Origin of the sequence: Methylobacterium sp. Leaf104 (assembly GCF_001422885.1) — a bacterium.
GTDB lineage: Bacteria > Pseudomonadota > Alphaproteobacteria > Rhizobiales > Beijerinckiaceae > Methylobacterium.
This window is the reverse complement of sequence record NZ_LMMZ01000023.1, coordinates 94,857-118,953: the sequence shown is the minus strand read 5'-3', so window position 1 is coordinate 118,953 and position 24,097 is coordinate 94,857. Positions and strand designations below refer to the sequence as shown.

The following is a 24,097-nucleotide window of genomic DNA, read 5'->3' as shown; positions in this document are numbered from 1 at the left end:
CGCGTCATGTGCGGCGGAAAACGCCGCGGACGTTGCGCGGACGGGAAATCGCGGCGTAGAAAGCGGCCTGACCACGCGGCGACCATCCGCGCGCCATGTTTCGACCATGTCGGCGCTTCATCGGATCGCCCATTCCCTGTTTTCTGAGACGGACCGCGCCCCCCATGGCCCTTAAGCTCACGTCGCTTGCCCTCCTCCTCGCCGCCACGGCCGCGGTCTCACCCGCGCTCGCCCAGCCCGCCGCGCAGCCGCAGGGAGCCGCCGCTCCGCAGACGAAGCGCGGCAACGAGACCTTGAAGAAGTATTGCACCGGCGATTACCTGACCTATTGCGGCAACCTCGCCACCGATGATCCGGCTCTCGACAAGTGCTTCCAGACCAACTGGACCAAGCTCTCGGAGAATTGCCGTCGCGCCATCGACGTCTACCAGAAGACGGACGGCAAGAAGAAGAGCTGAGGGGCGCCCGGTTCCGCGCGGGACGCCATCGCCGCGCGGGACAGCGTCGCCGTTTCCCTCGCGTCGCGCGGCCGCAACGGCTATGCTGACGGCCACCGTGTCCCGGACCGCAAGCGTCGATGTTCCTCCGTTCCCGCCCTCTGACGACGATCGCCGCGCTCGGCCTCGTCGCGCTGTCCGCCTCGGCCTGCGGTCGCCGCGGGGCGCTGGAGCCCCCGCCGGGCACCGCCGCCGCGCGCTCCGTGGCGCGCCCTGGCCTGCCCGGCGTCGCGAGCCCGCGCGCGCTGCCGCAGAGCGTCGGCCTCGGCGGCGGGGCCGCGACGCCGGAGCCGGACGCGGTGCGTGCCGGTGACGAGCTCGACACCCTGGCGGTGCCGGGCTCGGGCGCCGAGGCGCCGGTGAAGACGACGCGCGGCGCCAAGCGCGGCTACGTCATCCCCAAGCAGCCTTTCCTGCTCGACCCGCTGCTGTAGAAGCGGCTCACCACAGACCTTCCCCGGCCTCGTGCGGGAAGACGCGCCCGCCCGGACGCGCCGCGCGCAGGCCCGAATCCCCGGGCGGATGCCCGCAGGCAGGCCGATGCACCACTTTCACTACCGCGACGGCCGCCTCCAGGCCGAGGATGTCGACCTGACCGCCCTCGCGGACACGGTCGGGACGCCGTTCTACTGCTACGCCACCGCCACCCTGGAGCGCCATTACGGCGTCTTCGCCAAGGCGTTCGGCGCGGACGACGCCCTCGTCTGCTTCGCCATGAAGGCGAACTCGAACCAGGCCGTGCTCGCCACCCTGGCCCGCCTCGGGGCCGGCATGGACATCGTCTCGGAGGGCGAGCTGCGCCGGGCGCTGGCGGCCGGCGTCGATCCGCAGCGCATCGTCTTCTCCGGCGTCGGCAAGACGCAGGGCGAGATGGCCGCCGCCCTGAAGGCCGGCATCTTCTGCTTCAACGTCGAGAGCGAGCCGGAACTGGCCCAGCTCTCCGCCGTGGCGTCCAGCCTCGGCCTGACGGCGCCGGTCTCGATCCGGGTCAATCCCGACGTCGATGCCGGCACCCACGCCAAGATCTCCACCGGCAAGTCCGAGAACAAGTTCGGCATCCCGATCGGCCGGGCCCGGGCGGCCTACGCCCACGCGGCGACGCTGCCGGGCCTCGCGATCGCCGGCGTGGACATGCATATCGGCAGCCAGATCACCGATCTCGCGCCCTTCGACCACGCCGCCGGCTTGCTCGCCGGCCTCGCCCGCGACCTGATGGCGGAGGGGCACGACCTCCACCACATCGATTTCGGCGGCGGCCTCGGCATCCCCTATCGCGACGACAACGCGCCGCCGCCGGAGCCCGCGGCGCTGTCGGCGATCCTGCGCCCGCATTTCGCGCCGCTGGGCCTGCGCCCGGTCTTCGAGATCGGCCGGATGATCGCCGGCAATGCCGGCATCCTGGTGACCCGCGTGATCTACGTGAAGCGTACCGAGGGCCGGACCTTCGTCATCGTCGACGCGGCGATGAACGACCTGATCCGTCCGACCCTGTACGAGGCCTATCACGGGCTGCGGCCGGTCAGAGAGCCTATGCCCGAGACGCCGAGGATGGTCGCCGACGTGGTCGGTCCGGTCTGCGAGAGCGGCGACTACATCGCGCTGGGCCGTGAGATGCCGGAGGTCGCCCCCGGCGACCTCATCGCCGTGATGAGCGCCGGGGCCTACGGGGCGGTGCAGGCCGGCACCTACAATTCCCGCCTGCTCGTGCCGGAGGTGCTGGTGCGCGGCGCGGACGCCGCCATCGTGCGTCCGCGCCAGACCTACGAGGACCTGATCGCCCTCGACCGGATGCCGGGCTGGCTCGAGCCGCAGCCCTGAACCTCAGGCGGCGAGTTCGCCCTCGATCCGGGCGACGGCCTCCTCCGGAACGTCGAGGGCTTCGGCGAGCCGCTTGAGGAATTCCCGCTCCTGCAGCGTGTCCGCCAGGACGGAGAGGCGCACCGCCGAGTAGATCCGCGTCGCCTGCTCGGGCGTGTTCACCGCATCCGCGATGGTGTCGAGGTCGACCGGATCGGCGATCTCGGCCTCCAGCCAGGCCGCCCCGTCCCGCGCGACCCCCGAGGCCTGGACCGCCGCGTCGAGGCGCTGGCGCTCGTCCTTGTCGATCATCCCGTCGGCCAGGGTCGCCGCCACCATCGCGCGCAGCATCCAGCGCGCCTCGTCCTCGTCGACGCCGGGGGCCGCCGGTGCCTCCTCGGGCTCCGGCAGGGGCGATCCGCGCAGCGCCCGCGCGGCGAGTCCCGCCACCAGGGCGAGGCCGCCGAGGGCGGCGGTGGCCGCGAGGCGGCCGCGGCGCGCGCGCACCAGGGCATCGACGAGGGGCTTCACATCGACCATGGCGGACATCCTTCCGAACCGCTGAAATCGAGGCAGCAACCCGCGAGGGACGCGGCGGGTTCAGATCGGCCCGTCGCCGAGGGCCAGACGCCGGGGCAGGCGACGAGGCACCCTGGGATGATTTGACCCCGTCGCGCGGTGCCGCCACCATGCTAGCCTTGCGGGGAAGGCGCGCCGCCCATGCGACGCGCGAGGAGCCAGACACGATGGGCGAGGCCGACCCGGCGACCTCCACACGCAGCGGACAGGCGTCGGATTCGCGCGCGACGGCCCCCGAGGCACGGGGACCCGCCCTGCGCCAGCGGCTCGACCGGCTGGTCGCCCGCTCGCAGGCCGCCGGGCTCTGGGAGCGGGCCTGGCCGATCCTGTGGCGCGGCATCGGCCTGGTCCTGGCCTTCCTCACCCTGTCCTGGCTCGGGCTCTGGCTCGACCTGCCGCCGCTCGCCCGGATCGCCGGGATCGCGCTCTTCGCCCTGGCCCTCGTCGCCGTGCTCCTGCCCCTGGCGCGCCTGCGGCGCGACAGCCGGCGCGCGGCCCTGGCCCGGATCGACCGCGCGGCCGCCGCCAAGGGCGGTCCCCTCTCCCACAACCCCGCCTCCTCGATCGAGGACACCCTCGCGGTCGGCACCGCCGATCCGGCGACCCGCGCCCTCTGGGCCCTGCACCAGGCCCGGGCGGCCGAGGCCGTGGCCGGGCTGGCACCGCCGCCGCCGCGGCCCGGCATGGCGCGGCGTGATCCCTTCGCGCTCCGGGCGGCCCTGATCGTGGCGGCGGTGGCGAGCCTGTTCGTCGCCGGTGCCGAGTGGCGCCCCCGCATCCTCGGCGCCTTCGACTGGCGGGCGCCACCGGCGCCGGGGCCGACCTTCCGGGTGGACGGCTGGATCGATCCGCCGCTCTACACCCGCCTGCCGCCCCTGGTCGTGACCATGAACGGCGAGCAGCAGCGCCTGCGCGCGCCGGTCAACTCCACCCTGATCGTGCGGATCGCCGGCCAGGGCGAGGCGGTGCTGACGCCGAAGGCCGGGCTGACGGCATTGCCGGGCAAGCCGCCCCATGCGGACCTGCGCGAGGACCGCTTCCAGCTCACCGGCGGCGTCGCCGACCTCACGGTCGCGGCCGGCGGCACGACGCAGCACCTCCTCGTCGAGACGATCCCCGACACGGCTCCCGAGGTGGAGCGCATCGGCGCCCTCGAGGTCAATGCGCGCGGGACCTTCAACCTGACCTACCGGGCCAAGGACGATTACGGCATCGCCTCGGCCGAGGGCCTGGTCGAGCCCCTGGCCAACACCCGCGCCCTGGTGCCGCCGCCGAAGATCGCGCTCGCCCTGCCGGCCGATGCGACCGGCGAGCACGAGACCAAGACCCTGGTCGACCTCACCGACAATCCGTGGTCCGGCGCCCGCGTGCGCCTGACGCTGGTGGTGAAGGACGAGGCCGGGCAGGAGGGCCGCACGCCCACCGCCGAGGTGACGCTGCCGGCCCGGATCTTCGCCCAGCCGCTGGCCCGCGCCCTGGCCGAGGAGCGCCGGCGCCTGATCACCGCGCCGGACGACAGCCGCGGCCGGGTGCAGACCGCCCTCGACGCGCTCCTGATCGCCCCAGACACGTTCACGCCGCAGCCGAGCGTCTTCCTCGGGCTGAAGACCGCCGCCCGCCGTCTGCGCGCCGCCCGCAGCGACGAGGCCCTGATGGAAGTGGCCGACCTCCTCTGGGAGATGGCCCTGAAGATCGAGGACGGCGACCTGTCGGACGCCGAGAAGAGCCTGCGCGCGGCCCAGGACAACCTGAAGCAGGCGATCGAGCGCAATGCGCCGGACGAGGAGATCAAGAAGCTCACCGAAGACCTGAAGCAGGCCCTCGACAAGTTCATGAAGGGCATGGCCGAGCGCCAGCGCAAGGACGGGAAGCCCCAGGCCGAGAAGAGCCAGCCCAACCCGAACGCCAAGACGGTGACGCCGGACGATCTCAACAAGATGCTCAACGACATGGCCGAGGCCATGAAGCGCGGCGACACCGCAGAGGCGCAGCGCCTGCTCGACCAGCTGCGCGAGATCCTGGAGAACCTCCAGACCGCGGAGCCGGGCGGCAAGTCCGACCCGAACGGCCGCGAGATGAGCAAGCAGGCCGACGAACTCGACAAGCTCTCCCGCGAGCAGCAAGACCTGCGCGACGAGACCTTCAAGGACGGCCAGGACAAGCGCGGCCAGCAGGGGCAGGGTCAGCGCGGCCAGCGTCCGCAGCGTGGGCAACAGGGCCAGCAGGGCGAGGGCCAGAAGGGCCAGCCCGGGCAGCAGGGCCAGGGCCAGCAGGGCCAAGGTCAGCAGGGCCAGGGTCAGCAGGGGCAGAAGGGCGAGGGCCAGAAGGGCGGCGCCGGCCAGCGCCAGCAGGCCCTGCGCGAGCGCCTGGAGGACCTTCAGCGCCGCATGAAGGATCTCGGCATGCAGGGCGAGGAAGGCCTGTCGGAAGCCGAGGAGGCCATGCGCGAGGCCGAGGGCGCCCTCGGCCAGGGCAAGGACGGCGAGGCGGTCGACGCCCAGGGCCGGGCGCTCGACGGCCTGAAGCGCGGCGCCGAGGGCATGCAGAAGCAGATGCAGGAGATGGCCGAGGGCGAGGGCGAGGGCAAAGGCGAGGGCGAGGGGGGCGAACAGCCGAGCCAGCAGGGCCAGGCCGGGAATCGCGACGACGATCCCCTCGGCCGCCCCACCAAGGGCCGCGACATGACCAACGGCAATGCCCGCGTGCCCACTGCGGACGAATCCGCCGTTCAGCGCACCCGCCGCATCATGGAGGAGCTGCGTCGCAAGCTCGGCGACCCGAACCGCCCGCGCGAGGAGCTCGACTACTTCGAGCGCCTGCTGCGCCGGAACTGACGCGATGAACCCGCCCCCTGGGCTCCTCCCCTCGCGGAGTCCATATGGGGGGCAACATTCCCCGACCCGACAGAACCGAGACGGACGCCGTGATCTCTTCCAACACTCTCGTGCTCCTCGCCTGCGTCGCGGTGGCGGTGGTCCTGGTCCTCGGCCTGTTCAACATGATGCGCGGGGGCAGCGCCAACCTCTCGCAGAAGCTGATGCGCCTGCGCGTGCTGCTGCAGTTCCTGGCGATCATCTTCATCATGGGCGTGGTCTGGTGGCGCTCGGCCTGATCGCGCGCCGATGGGCGCCGCATCGTTCCTGAGTTCGGTCCTCGACCGACGGGTCGCGGCGATGCTGGGCCTGGGCTTCAGTTCGGGCATCCCCTTCCTCCTCGTCTACGTCACGCAATCGGCGTGGCTGTCGGAGGCCAAGGTGCCCATCGGCATCCTCGGGCTGATGAGCGAGCTCACCCTCGCCTACAAGTTCAAGTTTCTCTGGGCACCCTTCCTCGACCGCTACGATGCGCCCTTCCTCAGTCGGTTCGTGGGGCGGCGGCGCGGCTGGATCATCGTCTCGCAGCTCGGCGTGATGCTGGCGCTCGCGGGCATCGCCTTCGGCGACCCGGGCCATTGGCTCGCCTGGACCATCGCGTTCTCCCTGGCGCTCGGCTTCGCCGGCGCGACGCAGGACGTGGTCATCGACGGATGGCGCATCACCGTGGCGCCGGTCGAGCGCCAGTCGCTGATGTCGTCCTGGGCCGAGATCGGCTGGCGCATCGGCAACCTCGTCGCCGGGGCCGGCGCCCTCTACCTCGCCGACGCCTATGGCTGGCGGGCGGCCTACCTCTTCATGGCGGCGGCGATGGCGCCGGGAGTGATCGCCGCCCTGCTCGCCCCCGAGCCCAAGACCGACCGGACCGCGACGCACGACCATCCGGGCATCGTCGAGACCATCGCGGCGCCGATCCGCGACCTCGTCCGCCGCCTGGGTCCGCTGGCGGTCCCGATCCTGCTCATGGTCGCCGGCTTCCGCATGCCCGGCTACGTCGCCAGCGCGATGGCGATGCCGCTCTTCAAGAGCCTGCACTACTCCAACACCGACATCGCCACGGTGACCAAGCTGTTCGGCTTCGGCGTCGCCCTCGCGGGCACCTTACTGGCCGGCTACGTCGTCCCGCGGATCGGCATGATGGCGAGCCTCCTGGCCGGGACCGTGTTCGGCTCCGCTTCGCATCTCAGCCTCGCCTACCTGGCGCTGCACGGCGGCGACGGCGGGACCGCGTTCTGGACCTTCGCCATCGCGGTGAGCATCGACAGCTTCGCCTACGCCTTCGCGTCCATCGTGCTGATCACCTTCATGTCGTCGCTCGCCGCCTCCGAGCACGCGGCGAGCCAGTACGCGCTCCTCACGTCCCTCTGCGCCCTCCCCGGCAGCCTGCTCGCCGGCGCCTCCGGCTTCGTCATCGAGACGACGGGCTTCGCCTGGTTCTTCGTGGCGACCTCCATCATCGGCGTGCCGGTCGCCGTCCTGTGCTGGCACGTCTGGCACCGCCAGGGCGAGACCGGGGCGATGGCGCCCGCCGCGGCGGCCTGAGGCAGCCGGCACCGGGACCGGTGTTGCCCGGAGGTCTCACCGCACAGCTATCGCCGCCGGGAGGCCCCCGATGTCTGACGGTGTCGCGGGCGGCCATGCTAGACACGTTCGGTCAAACCGGAACCGTCTCGATGCATTCCCACACGTTCCGCCTCGCCGTTGCTGCCGCCGTACTTGCCACGGCCATGCCGGTCCAGGCCGCCGACTTCCCGTCCGCGCCGCCGGCCGCCTATGCCAGCCCGGTGAAGCCCCTGAGCATCGTCTCCGAGGTCCGCATCGGCGGGGCCGTGCAGGATCCCGGCAGCGCCGAGCACAACACCAACAACATCAACGGCGAAATCCTGTTCGCCAAGCCGCTCGTGAGCATCGACCCGTTCTGGCAGGCCTTCGTGCCCCGGCCGACCGTGGGTGGCAGCTACAACTTCGGCGGCCGTACCAGCTACGCCTATATCGGCGCGACCTGGACCGTGGACCTCTTCCCGCAGACGCTGAACAACATCGTCTTCCTCGAAGGCTTCTTCGGCGCCGGCGCCCATAACGGCTATACCGGTCCCAAGCCCACGGCCCCGGCCGGGTTCAACACCCTGGGCTGCAACCCGCTGTTCCGCGAGGCGGCCGCCCTCGGCTTCCGGCTCACCGAGCACTGGAGCATCATGGCGACCGTCGAGCACATGTCGAACGCCGGCCTCTGCGCGAACAACCGCGGCCTGACCAATTTCGGCGGCAAGCTCGGCTACACCTTCTGAGCGCGCTGCGATCCAGCACGCCGTGAGCCCGCGGGGCCGGTTCCGCCGAGGTGGGACCGGCCCTTCCGCTTTTCGCGCGACCCCGTCTCGGGCGACTCCCACCGGCGGCGAACTGCGCTAGGTTCCCGCTCCTGCCAGCCCCGCTCAGGATCGGACGCCATCGTGGTCACCCTCAACCGCATCTACACCCGCACCGGCGACAAGGGGTCGACCGCGCTCGCCAGCGGCGAGCGGCGCTCCAAGGCGGACCTGCGCATCGAGACCTACGGCACCGTCGACGAGACCAATGCCTGCATCGGGCTGGTGCGGCTGCACGCCGATCCGCGCCTCGACGCCCTGCTCGGCGCGATCCAGAACGACCTTTTCGACCTGGGCGCCGACCTCGCGACCCCGGAGAGCGCGGAGCCGCCGAAATACGAGCCGCTGCGGATCGTCGCCGCGCAGGTGCAGCGGGTCGAGCGCGACATCGACGCCCTGAACGCCGACCTGTCGCCCCTGAAGTCCTTCGTGCTGCCCGGCGGGTCGCCGGCCTCGGCCGCCCTGCACCTCGCCCGGACGGTGTGCCGGCGGGCCGAGCGTCTGGCCGTGGCGCTCGCGGCCACCGAGGGCGAGATCGTCTCGCCGGAGGCCCTGCAGTACCTCAACCGGCTCTCGGATTTCCTGTTCGTGGCGAGCCGGACCGCCAATTCCAACGGCGCCGACGACGTGCTCTGGGTTCCCGGCAAGAATCGCTGAGAGCGGGACGCGCGGGGAATCCGTCTCGCCGAGACCCAGGCATCTTGAATACCAACCGGACCGCGAACCGACGGGTGTCTGCCCGGTCGGCGTCCTCGGCGGCCCTCCCCCCGGTGGGCGGCCGCGGGGCGCGTTGACAAGGCGGAAATGAGGCCGTTACGGTCCGCCGCCTCAATGACCAGGGTTCTGGACCTCCGGTTGTCCCGGAGTTCCTTTGCGCGCCGCGCCGGCCTGGTCGAAGAACATCATCCGCGCGGAGGATTGTGAACGCCATGAAGGTTCTGGTGCCCGTCAAGCGGGTCGTCGACTACAACGTCAAGATCCGGGTCAAGGCCGACGGTTCGGGCGTGGACCTCGCCAACGTCAAGATGTCGATGAACCCCTTCGACGAGATCGCCGTCGAGGAGGCGATTCGCCTCAAGGAGAAGGGCAAGGTCACCGAGATCGTCGCCGTCTCCATCGGACCGCAACAGGCGCAGGAGACGCTCCGCACCGCGCTCGCCATGGGCGCCGACCGGGCGATCCTGGTGAAGACCGATGGCGTGGTCGAGCCGCTGGCGGTGGCCAAGATCCTGAAGGCCCTGGTCGAGAAGGAGGCCCCCGGCCTCGTCATCCTCGGCAAGCAGGCCATCGACGACGACTCGAACCAGACCGGCCAGATGCTGGCGGCGCTCCTCGACTGGCCGCAGGGCACCTTCGCCTTCAAGGTGGAGTTCGGCGAGGGCTCGATCGACGTCACCCGCGAGATCGACGGCGGCCTCCAGACCGTGACGCTGACCCTGCCGGCCATCGTCACCACCGACCTGCGCCTCAACGAGCCGCGCTACGCCTCGCTGCCCAACATCATGAAGGCCAAGAAGAAGCCCCTCGAGGAACTGGCTCCCGATGCCCTCGGCGTCGACGTGACCCCGCGGGTCACCGTGCTCAAGACGGTGGAGCCCGCCGGGCGCAAGGCCGGCATCAAGGTCGGGTCCCCGGCCGAACTCGTGCAGAAGCTGAAGGGCGAGGCCGGGGTTCTCTGAGCCCCCACCCCTCCCACGGTTTCAAGAGCCCGCCGCCTCGCCGCGGCGGGTGAGACGGGGTCCGGGACCCTCCCGCTGATCGATTTCGAGGTTCGCACACCATGGCCACCCTTCTTCTCATCGAGCACGACAACGGCGCGGTCCGCGACGCCAGCCTCAAGGCCCTGACCGCTGCCGTCTCCCTCGGCGGCCCGGTCCATGCCCTCGTGGCCGGCGCCGGCAGCCGCCCCGCCGCAGAGGCCGCCGCCAAGCTCGACGGCGTCGAGAAGGTGCTGCTCGCCGAGGACGCCGCCTACGACCATCTCCTCGCCGAGCCCACCGCCGCCCTGCTGGTCTCCCTGGCCGAGCCCTACGACGTCGTCGTCGCGGCGGCCTCGACCACGGGCAAGAACGTGCTGCCGCGGGTGGCCGCCCTCCTCGACGTGGCGCAGATCTCCGACATCATCAGCGTGGTCTCCGCCGACACGTTCGAGCGTCCGATCTACGCCGGCAACGCGATCCAGACCGTGCAGGCCGGGGCGGGCAAGAAGGTGATCACCGTCCGCATGGCGGCCTTCAAGCCGGCGGCCGAGGGCGGCGCCGCGGCGTCGATCGAACCGGTCCAGGCGGCCGCCTCGTCGGGCAAGTCGAGCTTCAAGGGCGAGGAGATCGCCAAGTCCGACCGCCCGGAGCTGGCCGCGGCCAGGATCATCGTCTCCGGCGGCCGCTCCCTCGGCTCGTCAGACAAGTTCAAGGAGCTGATCGAGCCGCTGGCCGATAGCCTGGGCGCCGCCGTGGGCGCCTCGCGCGCCGCCGTGGATGCGGGCTACGCCCCGAACGACTGGCAGGTCGGCCAGACCGGCAAGGTCGTGGCGCCGGAGCTCTACGTCGCCGTCGGCATCTCGGGCGCGATCCAGCATCTCGCCGGCATGAAGGACTCCAAGGTCATCGTCGCCATCAACAAGGACGAGGATGCGCCGATCTTCCAGGTGGCGGATTACGGCCTCGTCGGCGATCTGTTCCAGATCGTGCCCGAGCTGCAATCCGAGATCGCCAAGGCCAAGGGCTGATCCGGAACGCCGGCCCGAAGGGTTCGGGTGGACCGGTGCGCTCCCGGGCGCATCGGTTCACCCGCGCGAACCGCGTCTCCGGCATGGAATTGCTCTAGGACGCTGCCGCCGCGGGACGTTATAAGCGAGGCGGGCGCCCTCGGCGGCCGGGCGGGGGGCCCGGAGCGCGACGGAGGCATGCCCCAGGGGTGCGAGTGCAGACGATGGGCATCGATATCAGGACGGTCGGCATCATCGGCGCCGGGCAGATGGGAAGCGGCATCGCCCATGTCTGCGCGATGGCGGGGCTCGACGTCCGCCTGAACGACCGCGACCCGGCCCGCATCCACAACGGCCTCGCCACCGTCGACGGCAACCTGGCGCGTCAGGTCGCCAAGGGCAGCATCGCCGACGAGCAGCGCCGCCACGCCGTCTCCCGCATCGTAGCGGCCGAGACCTTCGACGACCTCGCGCCCTGCGACCTCGTGATCGAGGCGGCCACCGAGGACGAATCGACCAAGCGCCAGATCTTCAGCACGCTCTGCGCGTCCCTGAAGCCGGATGCCCTGATCGCCACCAACACTTCGTCGATCTCGATCACGCGTCTGGCGGCCTCGACCGATCGGCCGGAGCGCTTCATCGGCATCCACTTCATGAATCCGGTGCCGGTGATGCAGCTCGTCGAGCTGATCCGCGGCATCGCCACGGAGGATCCGACCTACGAGTCGGCGAAGGCCTTCATCGCCAAGCTCGGCAAGATCTCGACGATGTCGGAGGATTTTCCGGCCTTCATCGTGAACCGCATCCTGCTGCCGATGATCAACGAGGCGATCTACACCCTCTATGAGGGCGTCGGCTCGGTGGAGTCGATCGACACGGCGATGCGCCTCGGTGCCAACCACCCGATGGGTCCGCTGCAGCTCGCCGACTTCATTGGCCTCGATACCTGCCTGTCGGTGATGCAGGTGCTCTACGAGGGGCTGGCTGACTCGAAGTACCGGCCCTGTCCGCTGCTGGTGAAGTATGTCGAGGCCGGCTGGCTCGGACGCAAGTCCAAGCGCGGCTTCTACGACTATCGCGGCGAGACGCCCGTGCCGACCCGCTGAGGCGGACCGGCACGGGCGATCCGTCCTACTGCTTGTTGCCGTTGGCGGCCGGCTGGGCCGGGCTCGGATAGGCCGGGTTCGCGGTCGGTACCGAACCGGTGTTCGACGACGACGTGGCGTTCGAGCTGCCCTTCACGGAGCCGGTGACTTCCTGGCGCGAGGCGTCCTGGCTCTGACTGGCATAGTCCTTCGGCGAGTTGGCGCCCTGCCAGGTCATCAGGCCCGTGATCGCGATCGCGAGCAGCACGAGACTGGCGACGAGGACGTAGAGCACCGGCTTGCCGCGCTTGCCCTGCCGGGCTTCCTGACCGTGTAATTTCTCGACCATGCGATCCTCGCTTGAACGGTCCTGAAGACCGACGTTTCGACCCGAGCGTCGATTCCCGTGAATCCCGCTCGTGATTCTGGCTCGGATCTGAAACGCGACGGTCGAGAGCGGAGTTCCGCTCGGCTCCGGCCTTAGCGGCCAGTCACCAGCATGATCTTGCCGAGATGGGCGCTCGATTCCATCAGCTCGTGGGCCTTGCGCGCCTCCTCCAGCGGGAAGGTGGCGTGGATCACCGGGCGGATGGTCCCGGCCTCGAGCAGCGGCCAGACATCGCGGGCGAGGCCTTCGGCGATCGCCGCCTTCTCGGCCTTGGGCCGGGCCCGCAGCGTCGCGCCGGTGAAGGTCAGGCGCTTCATCATGATCGGCGTCATGCTGAAGGCGTCGACCTTGTAGCCCTGCATGAAGGCGATTTGCACGAGGCGCCCCTCGATCGCCAGGGCCGAGAGGTTCTTGGCGAGGTAGGGCGCCCCGACCATGTCCAGGATGACGTCGACGCCGTTGCCGTCGGTCAGCCGCTTCACCGCCTCGACGAAATCGTCTTCGCGGTAATTGATCGCGGCCTCGGCGCCGAGCTCGCGGCAGAAGTCGCATTTCTCGGCCGAGCCGGCGGTGGCGAAGGCGCGGGCGCCGTGGTGCCTGGCGATCTGGATCGCGGTCGAGCCGATGCCGCTCGATCCGCCATGGACGAGGAAGGCCTCGCCGGCCTTGAGGCGGCCGCGCTCGATCACGGTGCTGTAGACGGTGAAGTAGTTCTCCGGCAGGCCGCCGGCCTCGACCAGCGAGAGCGACGACGGCTTCGGCAGGCACTGGCCGATCTCCGCCACGGCGAACTCGGCATAGCCGCCGCTGATCACCAGGGCGCAGGCCTCGTCGCCGATGGCGAATCCGGAGACGCCCTCGCCCAGGGCGACGATGCGGCCGGCGACCTCGAGGCCGGGGATCTCGGTGGCGCCCTTCGGCGGCGGATACTTGCCCTCGCGCTGCTGGATGTCGGGCCGGTTGATGCCGGCGGCCACGACCTCGATCAGGACCTGGCCGGGACCGGGCTGCGGCAGCGGCACCGTCTCCAGGGCCAGCACGTCGGGCCCGCCGGCACCGTCGAAGCGGATCTGTCGCATGGTCTCGGGCAGGCTGGCTGTCATCGGGGTCTCCTCCTCGGAGCCCCGTCATGTGCCGCCGGAGCGGCGCTTGGCAAGGTCGCGCCCGCTCCGGGCCTCAGCGGGTCCCGTACATCCGGTCGCCGGCATCGCCGAGGCCCGGCACGATGTAGCCGTGGTCGTTGAGATGGCTGTCGATGGCGGCCGTCCAGACCGGCACGTCGGGATGGGCCGCCTGGAGCCGGGCGATGCCTTCCGGAGCGGCGAGCAGGCAGACGAAGCGCAGGTCCTGCGCCCCGCGCTGCTTCAGGAGGTTGATCGCCGCCACCGCCGAATTCGCCGTGGCCAGCATCGGGTCGAGGACCAGCACCGTCCGGTCGACGAGGTCCGAGGGGGCCTTGAAGTAGTATTCCACCGCCCTCAGCGTCTCGGGATCGCGGTAGAGGCCCACATGCGCCACCCGGGCAGAGGGCACCAGGGACAGCATGCCGTCGAGGAAACCGACGCCGGCGCGCAGGATCGGTGCCAGCACCAGCTTCTTGCCGGCGATCTGGGGCGCCTCCATCGCCTGGATCGGCGTCTCGATCGTGACGGATTCCAGGGGCAGGTCGCGGGTGACCTCGTAGGCCAGCAGCATGCCGATCTCGTTAAGGATCTGGCGGAAGCCCTTGGTCGAGCGCTCGCGCTGGCGCAGCAGGGTCAGCTTGTGCTGCACCAGGGGGTGATCCACCACCCGGACGGTCGCGGCTTCTGCCTGCATCGCTGATCTCCAAGAAGCCGAGGTCTGAGGCGGCCGAGCTCGGATCCCGGGCAGGGCGGGTCCGAGGCAAGACCGGGACCGTTCCTAGAGCATCGCGGCAGCGCGAGCGAGGGTGTTCGAGTCGGCCGCGCGCACGAAAAAGGGCTCCCGGCCTGCACCGGAAGCCCTCGTGTTGCAGGGAGATGAATCCGCGCGTCAGACCGAGCGGGTGGTGTCCGCGCCGCGGCGCTTCTGCATGAAGGCGTCGAACTGCTCGCGGTCCTTGGCCCGCTTCAGCTCTTCGACGAATTCAGCGAAGGCGCGGCTCTCCTCCTGCAGGGCGCGGCGCTGGGCGTCGAGGCGCTCGATCTCGCTCCGGCGATACTCGTCGAAGGCACGATTGCCCGTGCCGCCGCCATTGGCGGCCTCGAACGCGGCGGCGAAGCGCGAGCGCGTGGCGCCCGCGTTCCACGAGAGGCCGCGGCCGGCCAGGCCCCGCAATTCGCTGAGCGCGGGATACCCCGCCACCTTCCAGGCGACGTAGGCGGCGGCCAGGGGCCACCAGTAGACGAAGGCGACGACGATCGCGCCGATTTCGAGGGACCGCTTGGGGAAGGGGCCGCTACGGCAGACCTTCCCGGTAGTGAAGGGGGAGGAAGAGAAGCTCACGGCTCACGGCTCCAATGTAAATGTGAACGACATTCACTTGCGGATGGTCCCGTGCGCTTTCAAGGGGCGGGCTGTGCCGACGGTCCTTATTCCCGGGACCGGTTGCCGGCCGCCCCGTGGACGAGGGCGAGGACGCCGGCCCGCAGAAGTTCGTACTTGTCCGGCATGCCGGACGCCTTCGGCAGGTGCCCGGAGGCCGAGAGGGTCGCGAGGCCGTGCGCGAGGGCCCAGACCTCCAGGGCGATGAAGCGCGGCGGGGCGCCGCCGAACCCCTCGGGAAACGTCGATTGCAGCGCCTCGACCAGGAGATCGAAGGGGCTCGGCCGGGTCGACGCGGCCTCGTTGGGGATCGCGGCGGCGAGGCCGCGGGTCTCGAAGATCGCCGCGTAGTAGCCCGGCTCCTCCTCCGCGAAGGCGAGGTAGGCCTCGCCCATCCGGGTGAAGCGCTCCAGGGGGGTGCCCTTCGCGGTGAGCGCCCGGGCGAGGCGCTCGGCCAGATCGGCGAAGCCGCGGCCCGCCACCTCTTCGAGGAGCGCTTCCCGGCCGCGGAAGTGGCGGTAGAGGGCCGCGGGCGTGACGCCGACGAGGCGCGCGGCATCCACCAGCGTGAAGCCGCCGATCCCACGTTCGGCGATGAAGCGGCGCGCAGCCTCGATCAGCGCCTCCTTGAGGTTGCCGTGGTGGTAGCTTCGCCGGTCGCCCGGTCCTTCGCGCCAGTGCCGCACGCCAAACTCCCCGCCCCCGCTCCGAATCGACATGACCGGTCGGATGGGCTCAAGGTTCCCCCTGATCCCCTCCCCTAACACGAAGGGCGCAGCTTTCGAGCCCTCCCGAGGCCGGGCGGTTCCGAATCGCCCTCGGTTTCCGTTATCCCATGGGCGGAGCACGGGATTTTGCCGGTGACGCAGCTTGCCGCGAGCCGCGCTTTGACCGCATGGTGTTTACGATCCAGACACATGTGGGTGCAGGGGGCCGTGCAGGATCGATCGGGACCGGACGACTTCGAGGCCCTGACGGACCTCATCTACGAGGCCGCGGTCCTGCCCGAACGGTGGCCGGCGGTGCTCGACCGGCTCGCCGAGATCGCCGGTGCCCAGGGCACGGTTCTGATCGCGGCCGACCTCGAGTCGCACCGGTGGATCAATTCCGCGTCGCTCGATCAGGTCATGGCGGATTTCGCCTCCGGGGGTTGGAGCGGCGCCGGCCAGCGCACGGCGCGGCTCCTCGGTGCCCGGCATGCCGGCTTCATCCGCGAGGAGGACGTCTACACGCAGGCGGAACTGGAGCAGGACGTCCTGATCCAGCAGTTCCTGCGCCCGCGCGGCCTGGGCTGGGGCGTCGCCACCGCCTGCCCGCTCACCACCGGCGACACGCTGATCTTCAGCGTCGAGCGGCGCTACGTCGACGGCCCGGTGCCCCATGCCGTGATCAAGATCCTCGACACCCTGCGGCCGCATCTGGGGCGGGCCGCCCTGGTCTCGGCCCGGCTGAAGCTGGAGCGTGCGCGGGCGGCCGTGAGCGCCCTGGAGGTGATGGGCCTGCCCGCCGCGGTGCTGGGTGCCGGCGGGCGCCTGCACGACCGAAACGAGGGCTTCGCCGGCCTCGTCCCGCGGGTGGTGCGGGATCACCGCGAGCGGATCGCCCTCGCCCATCCGGGAGCGGATGCGCTGCTGGCCGACGTCCTCGCGGGGCGGCGGGCGCAGACGGCGCGGTCGATCCCGATCCCGGCCGGCGACGACGACCCCGCCATGGTCTTGCACCTGCTGCCCATGCGCGGCCTGGCCCAGGATGTCTTCGGCGGCGGCACCCTGCTGATGGTCGCCGCACCGGTCCTGCCGCGTCCGGTCCCCGGCACCGAGCTTCTCGCCGGGTTGTTCGACCTCACGGCCGCCGAGGCGCGCATCGCGCGCGGCATCGCCGACGGCGCCACCATCTCGCTCCTCGCCACGCAACAGAGCGTCGGTGAGGGCACCATCCGCAGTCAGGTCAAGGCGATCTTCGCCAAGACCGGCGTCACCCGTCAGGTCGATCTCGCCCGGCTGATCTCGGGGTTCAGTCTGGTCCGGTGACCGCCCGCGGTCACCGGGCGTCGCGACCGCTGGCCCGATCGAAGGCCAGGGCGCGGAACAGGATGACGTTCGAGAGATCGTACCGGGTGGACGGATCGGCACTCATGCCGGCCTGCCGGATCTCGCCTGCGGGAATTTCGCTCGGCCGAAGCTCCGTGGACGGATCTGCGTCGTTCAGGGTCTGGCTCGGCGGGGCCGCCGTCGCGGGATTGATCAGCAACGCGATCACCCGATCGCTGGTGCCCCGCTGAACGTGCCGTGCAAGTCGCCGGCGCATCCATGGCGCCCTTGTCCATTTCTCTAGCATGACCGCCCTCGCTCATGGTTCCGTGCGACATTGAAGCGCGCGGGCAGCGGCCCTTCATCCCCCATTTGGGGGAGGATGAAGATTCCGTCCTCAAAGCCGGAGGTTTGTCACAAATCCTTCGGGCACAGGGCTTTTACAGGCGAAACAGCGAGCTCGCCCGTTCGAGGGCCGCCTTCTTGGCGAGGCGTGCCGCCTCGAGGCGCTCCACCTCCGAGCGCAGGAGCCCGATTCGCTCCTCCAGATCTTCGACGGACAGCGTGTCGAGGGGTTCGCCGACCCGGTGCGCGATGGTCTGTCCGGCGGCGCGATCGTCCTCGTCCCTCATGATCGTCTCCCAATCGTGCGTCAGAGCCAGGATGTTCCCGCATCCAGCCGGGTCGTTCCGAGGTGATACGCCAGGGTCGCGCCGATATCGGCGAAGCTCTCGCGACGCCCGATCGACCCCGGCGCGATCCCCGGTCCGAAGGCCAGCACGGGAACCTGTTCGCGGGTATGCTCGGTCCCGGCCCAGGTCGGGTCGTTGCCGTGATCCGCGGTGATCACGCAGAGGTCGCCGGGGCGAAGGACGCGCTGGATCTCGGGCAGGCGCGCGTCGAAGCGTTCGAGCTCTGCGGCGTAACCCGCCACGTCGCGGCGGTGGCCGTATTCGGTGTCGAAATCCACGAGGTTGAGGAAGACGAGCCCGCCCTCCGGCAGCGCCGCGAAGGCCGCGAGCGCCGCGTCGAGGCAGGCGGCGTTGCCGCCGGGCTTGATCTCCCGGCCCGTCGCCCGATGGGCGTAGATGTCGCCGATCTTGCCGACGCTGACGACGCTCCGGCCCGCGGCGTCCAACACGTCCAGCAGGGTGCGGCCCGGCGGCTCGACGGCGTAGTCCTTGCGATTGGCGGTGCGCCGGAACCCCTCCGCGGCGCTGCCGACGAAGGGACGGGCGATGACGCGGCCGACCCGGTAGGGATCGCAGAGATCGCGGGCGATCCGGCAGGTGGCGTAGAGGCGCTCCAGCCCGAAGCTGTTCTCGTGCGCCGCGATCTGGAAGACGCTGTCGGCGGAGGTGTAGCAGATCGGCTTGCCCGTCCGGACGTGCTCGGCGCCGAGGCCGTCGATGATCGCGACCCCGGCGGCGTGGCAATCGCCGAGGATGCCCGGCAGGCCGGCCTGCGCGATCAGCGCCTCGGTCAGGGCGGCCGGGAAGGTCGGGACCGCGACGGGAAAGTGTCCCCAGGGATCGCGGACCGGTACGCCGGTGATCTCCCAGTGGCCCGAGGGCGTGTCCTTGCCGGCGGCGGTCTCGACCGCGTGGCCGTAGGCCCCCGCCGGGGCACCGGAGAGGTCGAGGCCCGGCGGCACCGCACCGGTCGCGCCCTTCGCGGCGAGGCCGAGGCCCAGGCGGGTCAGGTTCGGAAGCGCCAGAGGCCCCGCGCGCAGACCGGCCCGGTCCCCGCGCCCCTCGGCGCAGGCGCGGGCGATGTGCCCGACCGTGTCGGACCCGGCATCGCCGTAGCGGTCGGCGTCCGGGGCGCCGCCGATGCCGACGGAATCGAGCACGATGAGGAAGGCGCGGGCCATCGGGCTTCCCTCAGGCCGGGATCGGGTCGGCGACCGCGTCGCTCTGGAGATCGAAGGCGGCGGCGAACAGCGCCTGGGTGTAGGCGGTCTGGGGTGCGGCGAAGATCGCCTCGGCCGGCCCCTCCTCGACGACGTGGCCGTTCTGCATCACCAGCACGTAGTTCGCGAGCGCCCGCACCACCTTCAAGTCGTGGCTGATGAAGAGGTAGGCGAGGCCGCGCTCGCGCTGGAGGTCGCGCAGGAGGGTGACGATCTGGGCCTGGACCGAACGGTCGAGGGCCGAGGTCGGCTCGTCGAGCACCACGAATTTCGGCTTGAGCACGATGGCGCGGGCGATGGCGATGCGCTGGCGCTGGCCGCCGGAGAACTCGTGCGGGTAGCGGTTCATGGTCGCCGGATCGAGACCCACATCGGTCAGCGCCTTGGCGACGACCGCCTGGCGCTCGGCCCGCGTCTTCACCGCACCCTGGACCACGAGCCCCTCGGCGACGATGTCGGCCACCGTCATGCGCGGCGAGAGCGAGCCGTAGGGGTCCTGGAAGACCACCTGCATGTCGCGGCGGACCGGGCGCATGGCGGCGGGCGGCAGGCCCGCGATGGAGCGGCCGAGGAAGACGATCGGCCCCTCGCAGCCGGTGAGCCGCAGGAGCGCCAGGCCGAGGGTGGTCTTGCCCGAGCCGGATTCGCCGACGACGCCGATGGTCTCGCCGGCCCGGACGCGCAGGGAGACCCCGTCCACCGCCTTCACGTGGCTGGTGATCCGGCGCAGCAGGCCCTCCCGAATCGGGAACCACACCTTGAGGGGGCCGGCTTCCAGCAGGGGCGCGGCGTCCGCCGGCACCGGGTTGGCCCGGCCCTTCGGCTCCGAGGCGAGCAGGCGCCGGGTGTACTCGTGCTGCGGCCGGGCGAAGATCTCCGCCACGGGGCCGGCCTCGACGATGCGGCCGGCGAGCATGACGCAGACGTTGTCGGCGATGCGCTGCACGATGCCGAGATCGTGGGTGATGAACAGCATCGCCATGCCGAGGCGCTTCTGCAGGTCCGCCAGCAGGGTCAGGATCTGCGCCTGCACCGTCACGTCGAGGGCGGTGGTCGGCTCGTCGGCCACCAGCAGGTCGGGCTCGCAGGCGAGCGCCATGGCGATCATCACGCGCTGGCGCTGGCCGCCCGAGAGCTCGTGCGGATAGGCGTTGAGGCGGCGCTCGGCGTCGCGCAGGCCGACGAGTTCGAGGAGTTCGAGGATGCGCGCCCGCGCCTTGCGGCCCGACAGGCCGCGATGCACCTCCAGCACCTCGCCGATCTGCCGCTGGATCGTGTGCAGCGGGTTCAGGGAGGTCATCGGCTCCTGGAACACCATGGTGATGTCGGCGCCGCGGATGCCGCGCAGCCGCTTCTCCGGCAGGCTCAGCAGGTCCTCGCCCTTGAACAGGATGCGGCCGCCGGGATGATAGGCGCTGCCGTCGAGGAGGCGCAGGATCGAGAGGGCGGTGACCGATTTGCCCGAGCCGGATTCGCCGACGAGGGCCAGGGTCTCGCCGGCCGTGATCGTGAAGCCGACACGGTCCACGGCGCGGGTCTCGCGCTCCCGCGAGCGGAAGGCGACCGACAGGTCCTGAACGTCGAGGAGCGTTTCGGGCATCGAGGCCTGTTCTGCAGCGCGGCGGAGGTCGTCGCCCCCTTCGTTATAGCGTGGGCATCCCGGATCGGCGAACGCGGATGCGCCGCGGTCGGCGGCCTTTGTAATTGATCGGCGCCGCGCACGCTCTACAACCCGCCGGTGACCTCGTTCCTCCGCCGCCTCCCCGCAGCCCTCCTCGCCCTGCTCCTCGTGCTCCCCCTCGCGGCCCGGCCGGCGAATGCCGCCGCCGAGGCGGCGACCGAGACGGTCGAGCAGGCCCTGTGCCGCCTCATCGAGGGCTCGGCCAAGGCGCGCGGCCTGCCCGTACCGTTCCTGACGCGGCTGATCTGGCGCGAGAGCGCCTTCCGCGTCGGCGCGGTGAGCCCCGTGGGTGCGCAGGGGGTGGCGCAGTTCATGCCCGGCACGGCCCGCGAGCGTGGTCTGACCGACCCGTTCGACCCCGAGCAGGCGATCCCGCACGCCGCCCACCTCCTCGCCGACCTCAACCGGCAATTCGGCAATCTCGGCCTCGCGGCGGCGGCCTATAACGGCGGGCCGGGCCGGGTCTCGGCCTGGCTCGCGGGGACCGGGGGCCTTCCGGCGGAGACCCGCAACTACGTGCTGGCGATCACCGGCTCGCCCGCCGAAGCGTGGCGCCCCGGTGCCGCGGTCGAGATGCCGGAGGGCGACGAGCCGAAGGCGAAGGACCCGGCGGCCAAGGTTTCCGAAACCAAGAGTTCGGAAACCAAGGGTTTGGAAACCAAGGGTTCCGACACCAAGGGTTCCGAGGCGAGGACCGAGACCGAGACGAGTTGCCTGAAGGTGACGGCGGCCCTGCGGATCCCGTCGCGCGGCGACCGCTTCGCCCTCGGCGGCAACGAGGGACCGGCGGCGCCCTGGGGCATCCAGCTCGCCGGAAACTTCTCGAAGTTCCTGGCCCTGCAGAGCTTCGCGCGGACACGGAAGCTCTACACAAGCGTCATCGGCGATGTTCGTCCGATGATCATCGGAACCCGCCTGCGCAGCCGCGGCACGCGCGCCTTCTACCGCGTCCGCATCCCGGCCCAGAGCCGCGAGGCCGCCGACGGGCTCTGCGGAAAGATCCGGCAGGTCGGCGGCGCCTGCCTCGTTCTGCGAACCTGACCGCGACATCGGACCGCGACGCCGTCGGGCGCGCGCCGGGACGGCCCGGAACGCCATGAATCCGCCGCGCCAGCCCTGTCACAGGGGGGACGCGCCCCAACAGAGAGTTGCATGAACCGGGTTCTCGCCGTCCTTGCCAGCCTCGCCGGACTCGCGCTCGTCGCGCTCGGCATCACGGCCTGCTCGCCCCTCGCCTTCTTCGATGCGATCGGTCCGCGCGACCAGGGCGGACGGCTCAGCCTGAAGGACGCGGCCTTCGGCGCGCATCCGCGCCAGCGGCTCGACGTCTTCACGCCCATGGCCGGCCCCACCGGGGCGCCCGTGCTGGTGTTCTTCTACGGCGGCTCCTGGAAGAACGGCGCGAAGGAGGATTATGCCTTCGTCGGCCAGGCCCTGGCCGCCCAGGGCTTCGTGACGGTGCTGCCGGATTACCGGCTCTACCCGGAGGTCCGCTTCCCCGACTTCCTCGACGACGGCGCGCAGGCCCTGGCCTGGGTCGAGCGGAACATCGCCGCCTATGGCGGCGACCCGAGCCGGGTCGTGCTCGCCGGGCACTCGGCGGGCGCCTACAATGCGGTGATGCTCGGGCTGAACCCCGCCTACCTGCGCCGGGCGGGCGTCGACCCGCGGGTGATCCGCGCGGTGGCCGGCCTGTCCGGTCCCTACGACTTCCTGCCCCTCGATGCCGGCACCGCCACGGAGCTGTTCGGCGAGGCTCCCGACAAGGCCGCGACCCAGCCGATCACCTTCGCGGGTCCGCACTCGCCGCCGGCCTTCCTCGCCTCGGGCGACGGTGACACCACGGTACGGCCGTCGAACACCCGCAACCTCGCCGCCCGCCTGCGCGCCGTCCGCGTGCCGGTGCAGGAGCGGATCTATGCCGGCCTCGACCATGCCGACACGCTGCTGGCGCTGTCCGTGACCTTCCGCTCCAAGGCGCCCGAACTCGCCGAGATGGCAGCGTTCCTGCGCCAGCATGCCGGCGACCGGCCGCAGCAGGCGCGGATGATCGCCCGCTAGGGACTCAGGCGCCGCGCAGGGCCGCGCGCGCCTTGCTGTGGTCGGGCGCCGCCGAGAAGGCCCGGTGCATCGCCGACCAGAGCGGCGTGCGCGCCAGCCGCTCGTCGAGCGGCAGGGCGCGCTGGGTCAGGCCGTCGGCGCGTCGGCGTTCCGGGTTGGTGTTCAGCCAGGTGTTGCGGTTGGTGATGTCCCAGGTGAGGACGTTGAGCACGGCCGCCTCGTCCAGCACCACGTCGAGGAAGCGGCGGGCGAGGTCGGACACCGCCCGGTCGCGGGCGCCGAGCTCGGCCGGATAGGTCCGGTCGTTGACGTCGAACTCCGTGACCTCGATGGCCAGACCCAGGCCGGCGACCTCCTTCAGGAAGCGGCGGAGCTTGTCCTGGTTCAGCGGGTGCCTGGCGTAGAGGTGGCCCTGCAGGCCGAGGCGGCGGATCGGCACGCCGCGCCGCCGCATCCCCTCGAGAGTCCGCAGCACCATCGCGCGGCGCTGGTCGATCCAGTCCGCGTCGAGTTCGAGATCGTTCTCGTTCCAGACCCCGGCCGCGCCCGGTGCGACCGCCTGCTGGATGCGGAACGCGAGATCGACGTAGCCGGGGCCGAGCACCTCCAGCCACGGTGTGCGCCGCAGCCCGTCCGCACGCCCGTCCTGGGGACCGCAGATCTCGTTGACGACATCCCAGGCCTCGATCCGGCCGCGATAGCGCCCGGCCATGGCGCCGATCCAGCGGCGCAGGAAGGCCTCGCCCTCGCCCGCCGCGAGCCGGGCCGCGACCCAGGCGGGCAGGCCCTCGTGCCAGACCAGGGTGTGGCCGCGCATGCGCTGGCGATTGCCCTCCGCGAAGGCCACGACCTCGTCCGCGTAGGTGAAGTCGAGGGAACCCGGCGCGCGCCAAGCATAGGTGAGCTTCATCGCGTTCTCGGACACGAGGATGCCGGCCTCGCGCGCGAGCACCCGTCCGTAGGCCGGGTCCTGGCGCAGGGTCACCCCGTTCACCGCCGAGCCGTAGGCGACGCCCGTGCGTGCCGCCGCCGCCTGAAGGCTGTCGGCCGCCCACGACGGCGCTGCGGCCGAAGCGGGGCTCGCCGCGAGGCAGAACGCGCCGCCGACGAGAGCCCGACGGGTGGGACCGGGGGGGATCACGCCCCGGCGGTCTCGCTCTCCGGCGGGATCGCCCGGGGCCGGCGATCCGGTCCGATCGCCACGAAGGTGAACAGGCCTTCCGTCACCTTCATGGTCTCCTCGCCCTCGCGCTCCCGGCGCCAGACCTCGACCTGGATGCGCATGGATGTGCGGCCGACGCGCACGATCCAGGCATAGATGCTGACCTCGTCGCCGACGATGACGGGGCGGTGGAAGGTCATGGCCTCCACGGAGATCGTCGCGCAGCGGCCCCGGGAGCGGCGGGCGGCGATGTTGCCGGCCGCCAGATCCATCTGCCCCATCAGCCATCCGCCGAAGATGTCGCCGGCTGGGTTGGTGTCGGCGGGCATCGCGATGGTGCGGACCACCGGCGGCCCCCGGTCCTCGGGCTGGCGCGGTTCGGGAGCGTCGGTCGTCATGGAAGATGCGGTCTCTGGCTGCGCTGGGGCGGCGCACGCAAGCCATGGGCCGCCTA

General features: G+C 71.2%; 26 protein-coding genes. 14 read left to right on the top strand and 12 right to left on the bottom strand.

Going from position 1 to position 24,097, the window contains the following annotated elements:
• Window positions 1–164 precede the first annotated feature (164 nt).
• The 3 genes from ASF49_RS13140 to lysA all read left to right on the top strand — a co-directional run bounded on the left by ASF49_RS13140 (window position 165) and on the right by lysA (window position 2,315).
• A complete protein-coding gene (locus ASF49_RS13140) occupies window positions 165–458 on the top strand; it encodes a hypothetical protein (protein WP_056473449.1) in 294 nt (97 codons plus the stop codon).
• Window positions 459–577: 119 nt separating this feature from the next.
• Window positions 578–931, top strand: a complete 354-nt coding sequence (gene lptM, locus ASF49_RS13135; RefSeq protein WP_056473447.1) for an LPS translocon maturation chaperone LptM — start codon at window positions 578–580, stop codon at window positions 929–931.
• Between the two features lie 106 nt (window positions 932–1,037).
• On the top strand, window positions 1,038–2,315 hold the full coding sequence (gene lysA, locus ASF49_RS13130) for a diaminopimelate decarboxylase (RefSeq protein WP_056473445.1): 1,278 nt from the start codon (window positions 1,038–1,040) through the stop codon (window positions 2,313–2,315).
• Between the two features lie 3 nt (window positions 2,316–2,318).
• Here lysA and ASF49_RS13125 read toward each other — a convergent pair whose 3' ends face one another.
• Entirely contained in the window at window positions 2,319–2,834 is a 516-nt protein-coding gene (locus tag ASF49_RS13125) for a DUF533 domain-containing protein (RefSeq protein ID WP_056473443.1), read from the bottom strand.
• Window positions 2,835–3,040: 206 nt separating this feature from the next.
• On the opposite strand from ASF49_RS13125, the gene ASF49_RS13120 reads away from it, so the two are divergent.
• From ASF49_RS13120 to ASF49_RS13085, 8 genes are all read left to right on the top strand, one after another.
• Entirely contained in the window at window positions 3,041–5,707 is a 2,667-nt protein-coding gene (locus tag ASF49_RS13120; protein WP_056473441.1) for a TIGR02302 family protein, read from the top strand.
• A gap of 92 nt (window positions 5,708–5,799) precedes the next feature.
• Window positions 5,800–5,985: a twin transmembrane helix small protein gene (locus ASF49_RS13115; protein WP_056474339.1), complete on the top strand. Its 186-nt coding sequence runs from the start codon at window positions 5,800–5,802 to the stop codon at window positions 5,983–5,985.
• Window positions 5,986–5,995: 10 nt separating this feature from the next.
• Window positions 5,996–7,288 carry an AmpG family muropeptide MFS transporter gene (locus tag ASF49_RS13110; protein ID WP_056473439.1) on the top strand — a complete coding sequence of 431 codons (1,293 nt, stop codon included), beginning with the start codon at window positions 5,996–5,998 and terminating at the stop codon, window positions 7,286–7,288.
• 131 nt (window positions 7,289–7,419) lie between these two features.
• Window positions 7,420–8,034, top strand: a complete 615-nt coding sequence (locus ASF49_RS13105; protein WP_056473436.1) for an acyloxyacyl hydrolase — start codon at window positions 7,420–7,422, stop codon at window positions 8,032–8,034.
• 162 nt (window positions 8,035–8,196) lie between these two features.
• Window positions 8,197–8,769, top strand: coding sequence for a cob(I)yrinic acid a,c-diamide adenosyltransferase (locus ASF49_RS13100; RefSeq protein WP_056473435.1), 573 nt, complete (start codon window positions 8,197–8,199; stop codon window positions 8,767–8,769).
• 272 nt (window positions 8,770–9,041) lie between these two features.
• Entirely contained in the window at window positions 9,042–9,791 is a 750-nt protein-coding gene (locus ASF49_RS13095; RefSeq protein ID WP_056473434.1) for an electron transfer flavoprotein subunit beta/FixA family protein, read from the top strand.
• Between the two features lie 101 nt (window positions 9,792–9,892).
• Entirely contained in the window at window positions 9,893–10,840 is a 948-nt protein-coding gene (locus tag ASF49_RS13090) for an electron transfer flavoprotein subunit alpha/FixB family protein (protein WP_056473431.1), read from the top strand.
• A gap of 203 nt (window positions 10,841–11,043) precedes the next feature.
• Window positions 11,044–11,925, top strand: a complete 882-nt coding sequence (locus tag ASF49_RS13085; RefSeq protein ID WP_056473429.1) for a 3-hydroxybutyryl-CoA dehydrogenase — start codon at window positions 11,044–11,046, stop codon at window positions 11,923–11,925.
• 25 nt (window positions 11,926–11,950) lie between these two features.
• On the opposite strand, the gene ASF49_RS13080 is transcribed toward ASF49_RS13085, so the two are convergent.
• The 5 genes from ASF49_RS13080 to ASF49_RS13060 all read right to left on the bottom strand — a co-directional run bounded on the left by ASF49_RS13080 (window position 11,951) and on the right by ASF49_RS13060 (window position 15,483).
• Window positions 11,951–12,253 (bottom strand): hypothetical protein, encoded by a 303-nt coding sequence (locus ASF49_RS13080; protein ID WP_056473427.1) that lies wholly within the window; start codon window positions 12,251–12,253, stop codon window positions 11,951–11,953.
• Window positions 12,254–12,384: 131 nt separating this feature from the next.
• Window positions 12,385–13,395, bottom strand: coding sequence for an NAD(P)H-quinone oxidoreductase (locus ASF49_RS13075; protein WP_056473425.1), 1,011 nt, complete (start codon window positions 13,393–13,395; stop codon window positions 12,385–12,387).
• A gap of 73 nt (window positions 13,396–13,468) precedes the next feature.
• Window positions 13,469–14,110, bottom strand: a complete 642-nt coding sequence (gene upp, locus ASF49_RS13070; protein WP_056473422.1) for a uracil phosphoribosyltransferase — start codon at window positions 14,108–14,110, stop codon at window positions 13,469–13,471.
• A gap of 195 nt (window positions 14,111–14,305) precedes the next feature.
• Window positions 14,306–14,758, bottom strand: a complete 453-nt coding sequence (locus ASF49_RS13065; protein WP_056473419.1) for a DUF2852 domain-containing protein — start codon at window positions 14,756–14,758, stop codon at window positions 14,306–14,308.
• Window positions 14,759–14,844: 86 nt separating this feature from the next.
• On the bottom strand, window positions 14,845–15,483 hold the full coding sequence (locus ASF49_RS13060) for a TetR/AcrR family transcriptional regulator (protein ID WP_056473417.1): 639 nt from the start codon (window positions 15,481–15,483) through the stop codon (window positions 14,845–14,847).
• Window positions 15,484–15,714: 231 nt separating this feature from the next.
• On the opposite strand from ASF49_RS13060, the gene ASF49_RS13055 reads away from it, so the two are divergent.
• The gene (locus ASF49_RS13055) at window positions 15,715–16,827 is read left to right on the top strand and encodes a helix-turn-helix transcriptional regulator (RefSeq protein WP_056473413.1); all 1,113 of its coding nucleotides are present in this window, start codon (window positions 15,715–15,717) and stop codon (window positions 16,825–16,827) included.
• A 10-nt stretch (window positions 16,828–16,837) separates the two neighbouring features.
• Here ASF49_RS13055 and ASF49_RS13050 read toward each other — a convergent pair whose 3' ends face one another.
• The 4 genes from ASF49_RS13050 to ASF49_RS13035 all read right to left on the bottom strand — a co-directional run bounded on the left by ASF49_RS13050 (window position 16,838) and on the right by ASF49_RS13035 (window position 20,339).
• Window positions 16,838–17,047, bottom strand: coding sequence for a hypothetical protein (locus tag ASF49_RS13050; protein WP_056473412.1), 210 nt, complete (start codon window positions 17,045–17,047; stop codon window positions 16,838–16,840).
• Between the two features lie 220 nt (window positions 17,048–17,267).
• The gene (locus tag ASF49_RS13045) at window positions 17,268–17,459 is read right to left on the bottom strand and encodes a DUF1192 domain-containing protein (protein WP_056473410.1); all 192 of its coding nucleotides are present in this window, start codon (window positions 17,457–17,459) and stop codon (window positions 17,268–17,270) included.
• 20 nt (window positions 17,460–17,479) lie between these two features.
• Window positions 17,480–18,700: a phosphopentomutase gene (locus ASF49_RS13040; RefSeq protein ID WP_056473408.1), complete on the bottom strand. Its 1,221-nt coding sequence runs from the start codon at window positions 18,698–18,700 to the stop codon at window positions 17,480–17,482.
• A gap of 10 nt (window positions 18,701–18,710) precedes the next feature.
• Window positions 18,711–20,339 (bottom strand): ABC transporter ATP-binding protein, encoded by a 1,629-nt coding sequence (locus tag ASF49_RS13035; protein ID WP_056473405.1) that lies wholly within the window; start codon window positions 20,337–20,339, stop codon window positions 18,711–18,713.
• A gap of 138 nt (window positions 20,340–20,477) precedes the next feature.
• Between ASF49_RS13035 and ASF49_RS13030 the strand changes: the two genes are divergently transcribed.
• Together ASF49_RS13030 and ASF49_RS13025 are read left to right on the top strand one after the other, a co-directional pair.
• Window positions 20,478–21,461: a lytic transglycosylase domain-containing protein gene (locus tag ASF49_RS13030; protein ID WP_056473403.1), complete on the top strand. Its 984-nt coding sequence runs from the start codon at window positions 20,478–20,480 to the stop codon at window positions 21,459–21,461.
• Between the two features lie 111 nt (window positions 21,462–21,572).
• On the top strand, window positions 21,573–22,481 hold the full coding sequence (locus tag ASF49_RS13025) for an alpha/beta hydrolase (protein WP_056473401.1): 909 nt from the start codon (window positions 21,573–21,575) through the stop codon (window positions 22,479–22,481).
• Between the two features lie 4 nt (window positions 22,482–22,485).
• Here the strand turns inward: ASF49_RS13025 and ASF49_RS13020 are convergent, their stop codons facing one another.
• On the bottom strand, window positions 22,486–23,622 hold the full coding sequence (locus ASF49_RS13020) for an endo-1,4-beta-xylanase (protein ID WP_243214459.1): 1,137 nt from the start codon (window positions 23,620–23,622) through the stop codon (window positions 22,486–22,488).
• Entirely contained in the window at window positions 23,619–24,041 is a 423-nt protein-coding gene (locus ASF49_RS13015) for an acyl-CoA thioesterase (RefSeq protein ID WP_056473397.1), read from the bottom strand. The genes ASF49_RS13020 and ASF49_RS13015 overlap by 4 nt, the downstream gene beginning before the upstream one ends.
• Between the last annotated feature and the right edge of the window lie 56 nt (window positions 24,042–24,097).

Excerpts from the sequence above, each read along its gene's own strand:
- ASF49_RS13105 (WP_056473436.1), top strand. The coding sequence starts at position 7,420 with ATGCATTCCCACACGTTCCGCCTCGCCGTTGCTGCCGCCGTACTTGCC.
- ASF49_RS13140 (WP_056473449.1), top strand. The coding sequence starts at position 165 with ATGGCCCTTAAGCTCACGTCGCTTGCCCTCCTCCTCGCCGCCACGGCC.
- ASF49_RS13025 (WP_056473401.1), top strand. The coding sequence starts at position 21,573 with ATGAACCGGGTTCTCGCCGTCCTTGCCAGCCTCGCCGGACTCGCGCTC.
- ASF49_RS13035 (WP_056473405.1), bottom strand. The coding sequence starts at position 20,339 with ATGCCCGAAACGCTCCTCGACGTTCAGGACCTGTCGGTCGCCTTCCGC.
- lptM (WP_056473447.1), top strand. The coding sequence starts at position 578 with ATGTTCCTCCGTTCCCGCCCTCTGACGACGATCGCCGCGCTCGGCCTC.
- ASF49_RS13080 (WP_056473427.1), bottom strand. The coding sequence starts at position 12,253 with ATGGTCGAGAAATTACACGGTCAGGAAGCCCGGCAGGGCAAGCGCGGC.
- ASF49_RS13090 (WP_056473431.1), top strand. The coding sequence starts at position 9,893 with ATGGCCACCCTTCTTCTCATCGAGCACGACAACGGCGCGGTCCGCGAC.
- lysA (WP_056473445.1), top strand. The coding sequence starts at position 1,038 with ATGCACCACTTTCACTACCGCGACGGCCGCCTCCAGGCCGAGGATGTC.
- ASF49_RS13110 (WP_056473439.1), top strand. The coding sequence starts at position 5,996 with ATGGGCGCCGCATCGTTCCTGAGTTCGGTCCTCGACCGACGGGTCGCG.
- ASF49_RS13075 (WP_056473425.1), bottom strand. The coding sequence starts at position 13,395 with ATGACAGCCAGCCTGCCCGAGACCATGCGACAGATCCGCTTCGACGGT.
- ASF49_RS13040 (WP_056473408.1), bottom strand. The coding sequence starts at position 18,700 with ATGGCCCGCGCCTTCCTCATCGTGCTCGATTCCGTCGGCATCGGCGGC.
- ASF49_RS13125 (WP_056473443.1), bottom strand. The coding sequence starts at position 2,834 with ATGGTCGATGTGAAGCCCCTCGTCGATGCCCTGGTGCGCGCGCGCCGC.
- ASF49_RS13085 (WP_056473429.1), top strand. The coding sequence starts at position 11,044 with ATGGGCATCGATATCAGGACGGTCGGCATCATCGGCGCCGGGCAGATG.
- ASF49_RS13095 (WP_056473434.1), top strand. The coding sequence starts at position 9,042 with ATGAAGGTTCTGGTGCCCGTCAAGCGGGTCGTCGACTACAACGTCAAG.
- upp (WP_056473422.1), bottom strand. The coding sequence starts at position 14,110 with ATGCAGGCAGAAGCCGCGACCGTCCGGGTGGTGGATCACCCCCTGGTG.
- ASF49_RS13055 (WP_056473413.1), top strand. The coding sequence starts at position 15,715 with ATGTGGGTGCAGGGGGCCGTGCAGGATCGATCGGGACCGGACGACTTC.
- ASF49_RS13120 (WP_056473441.1), top strand. The coding sequence starts at position 3,041 with ATGGGCGAGGCCGACCCGGCGACCTCCACACGCAGCGGACAGGCGTCG.
- ASF49_RS13015 (WP_056473397.1), bottom strand. The coding sequence starts at position 24,041 with ATGACGACCGACGCTCCCGAACCGCGCCAGCCCGAGGACCGGGGGCCG.
- ASF49_RS13045 (WP_056473410.1), bottom strand. The coding sequence starts at position 17,459 with ATGAGGGACGAGGACGATCGCGCCGCCGGACAGACCATCGCGCACCGG.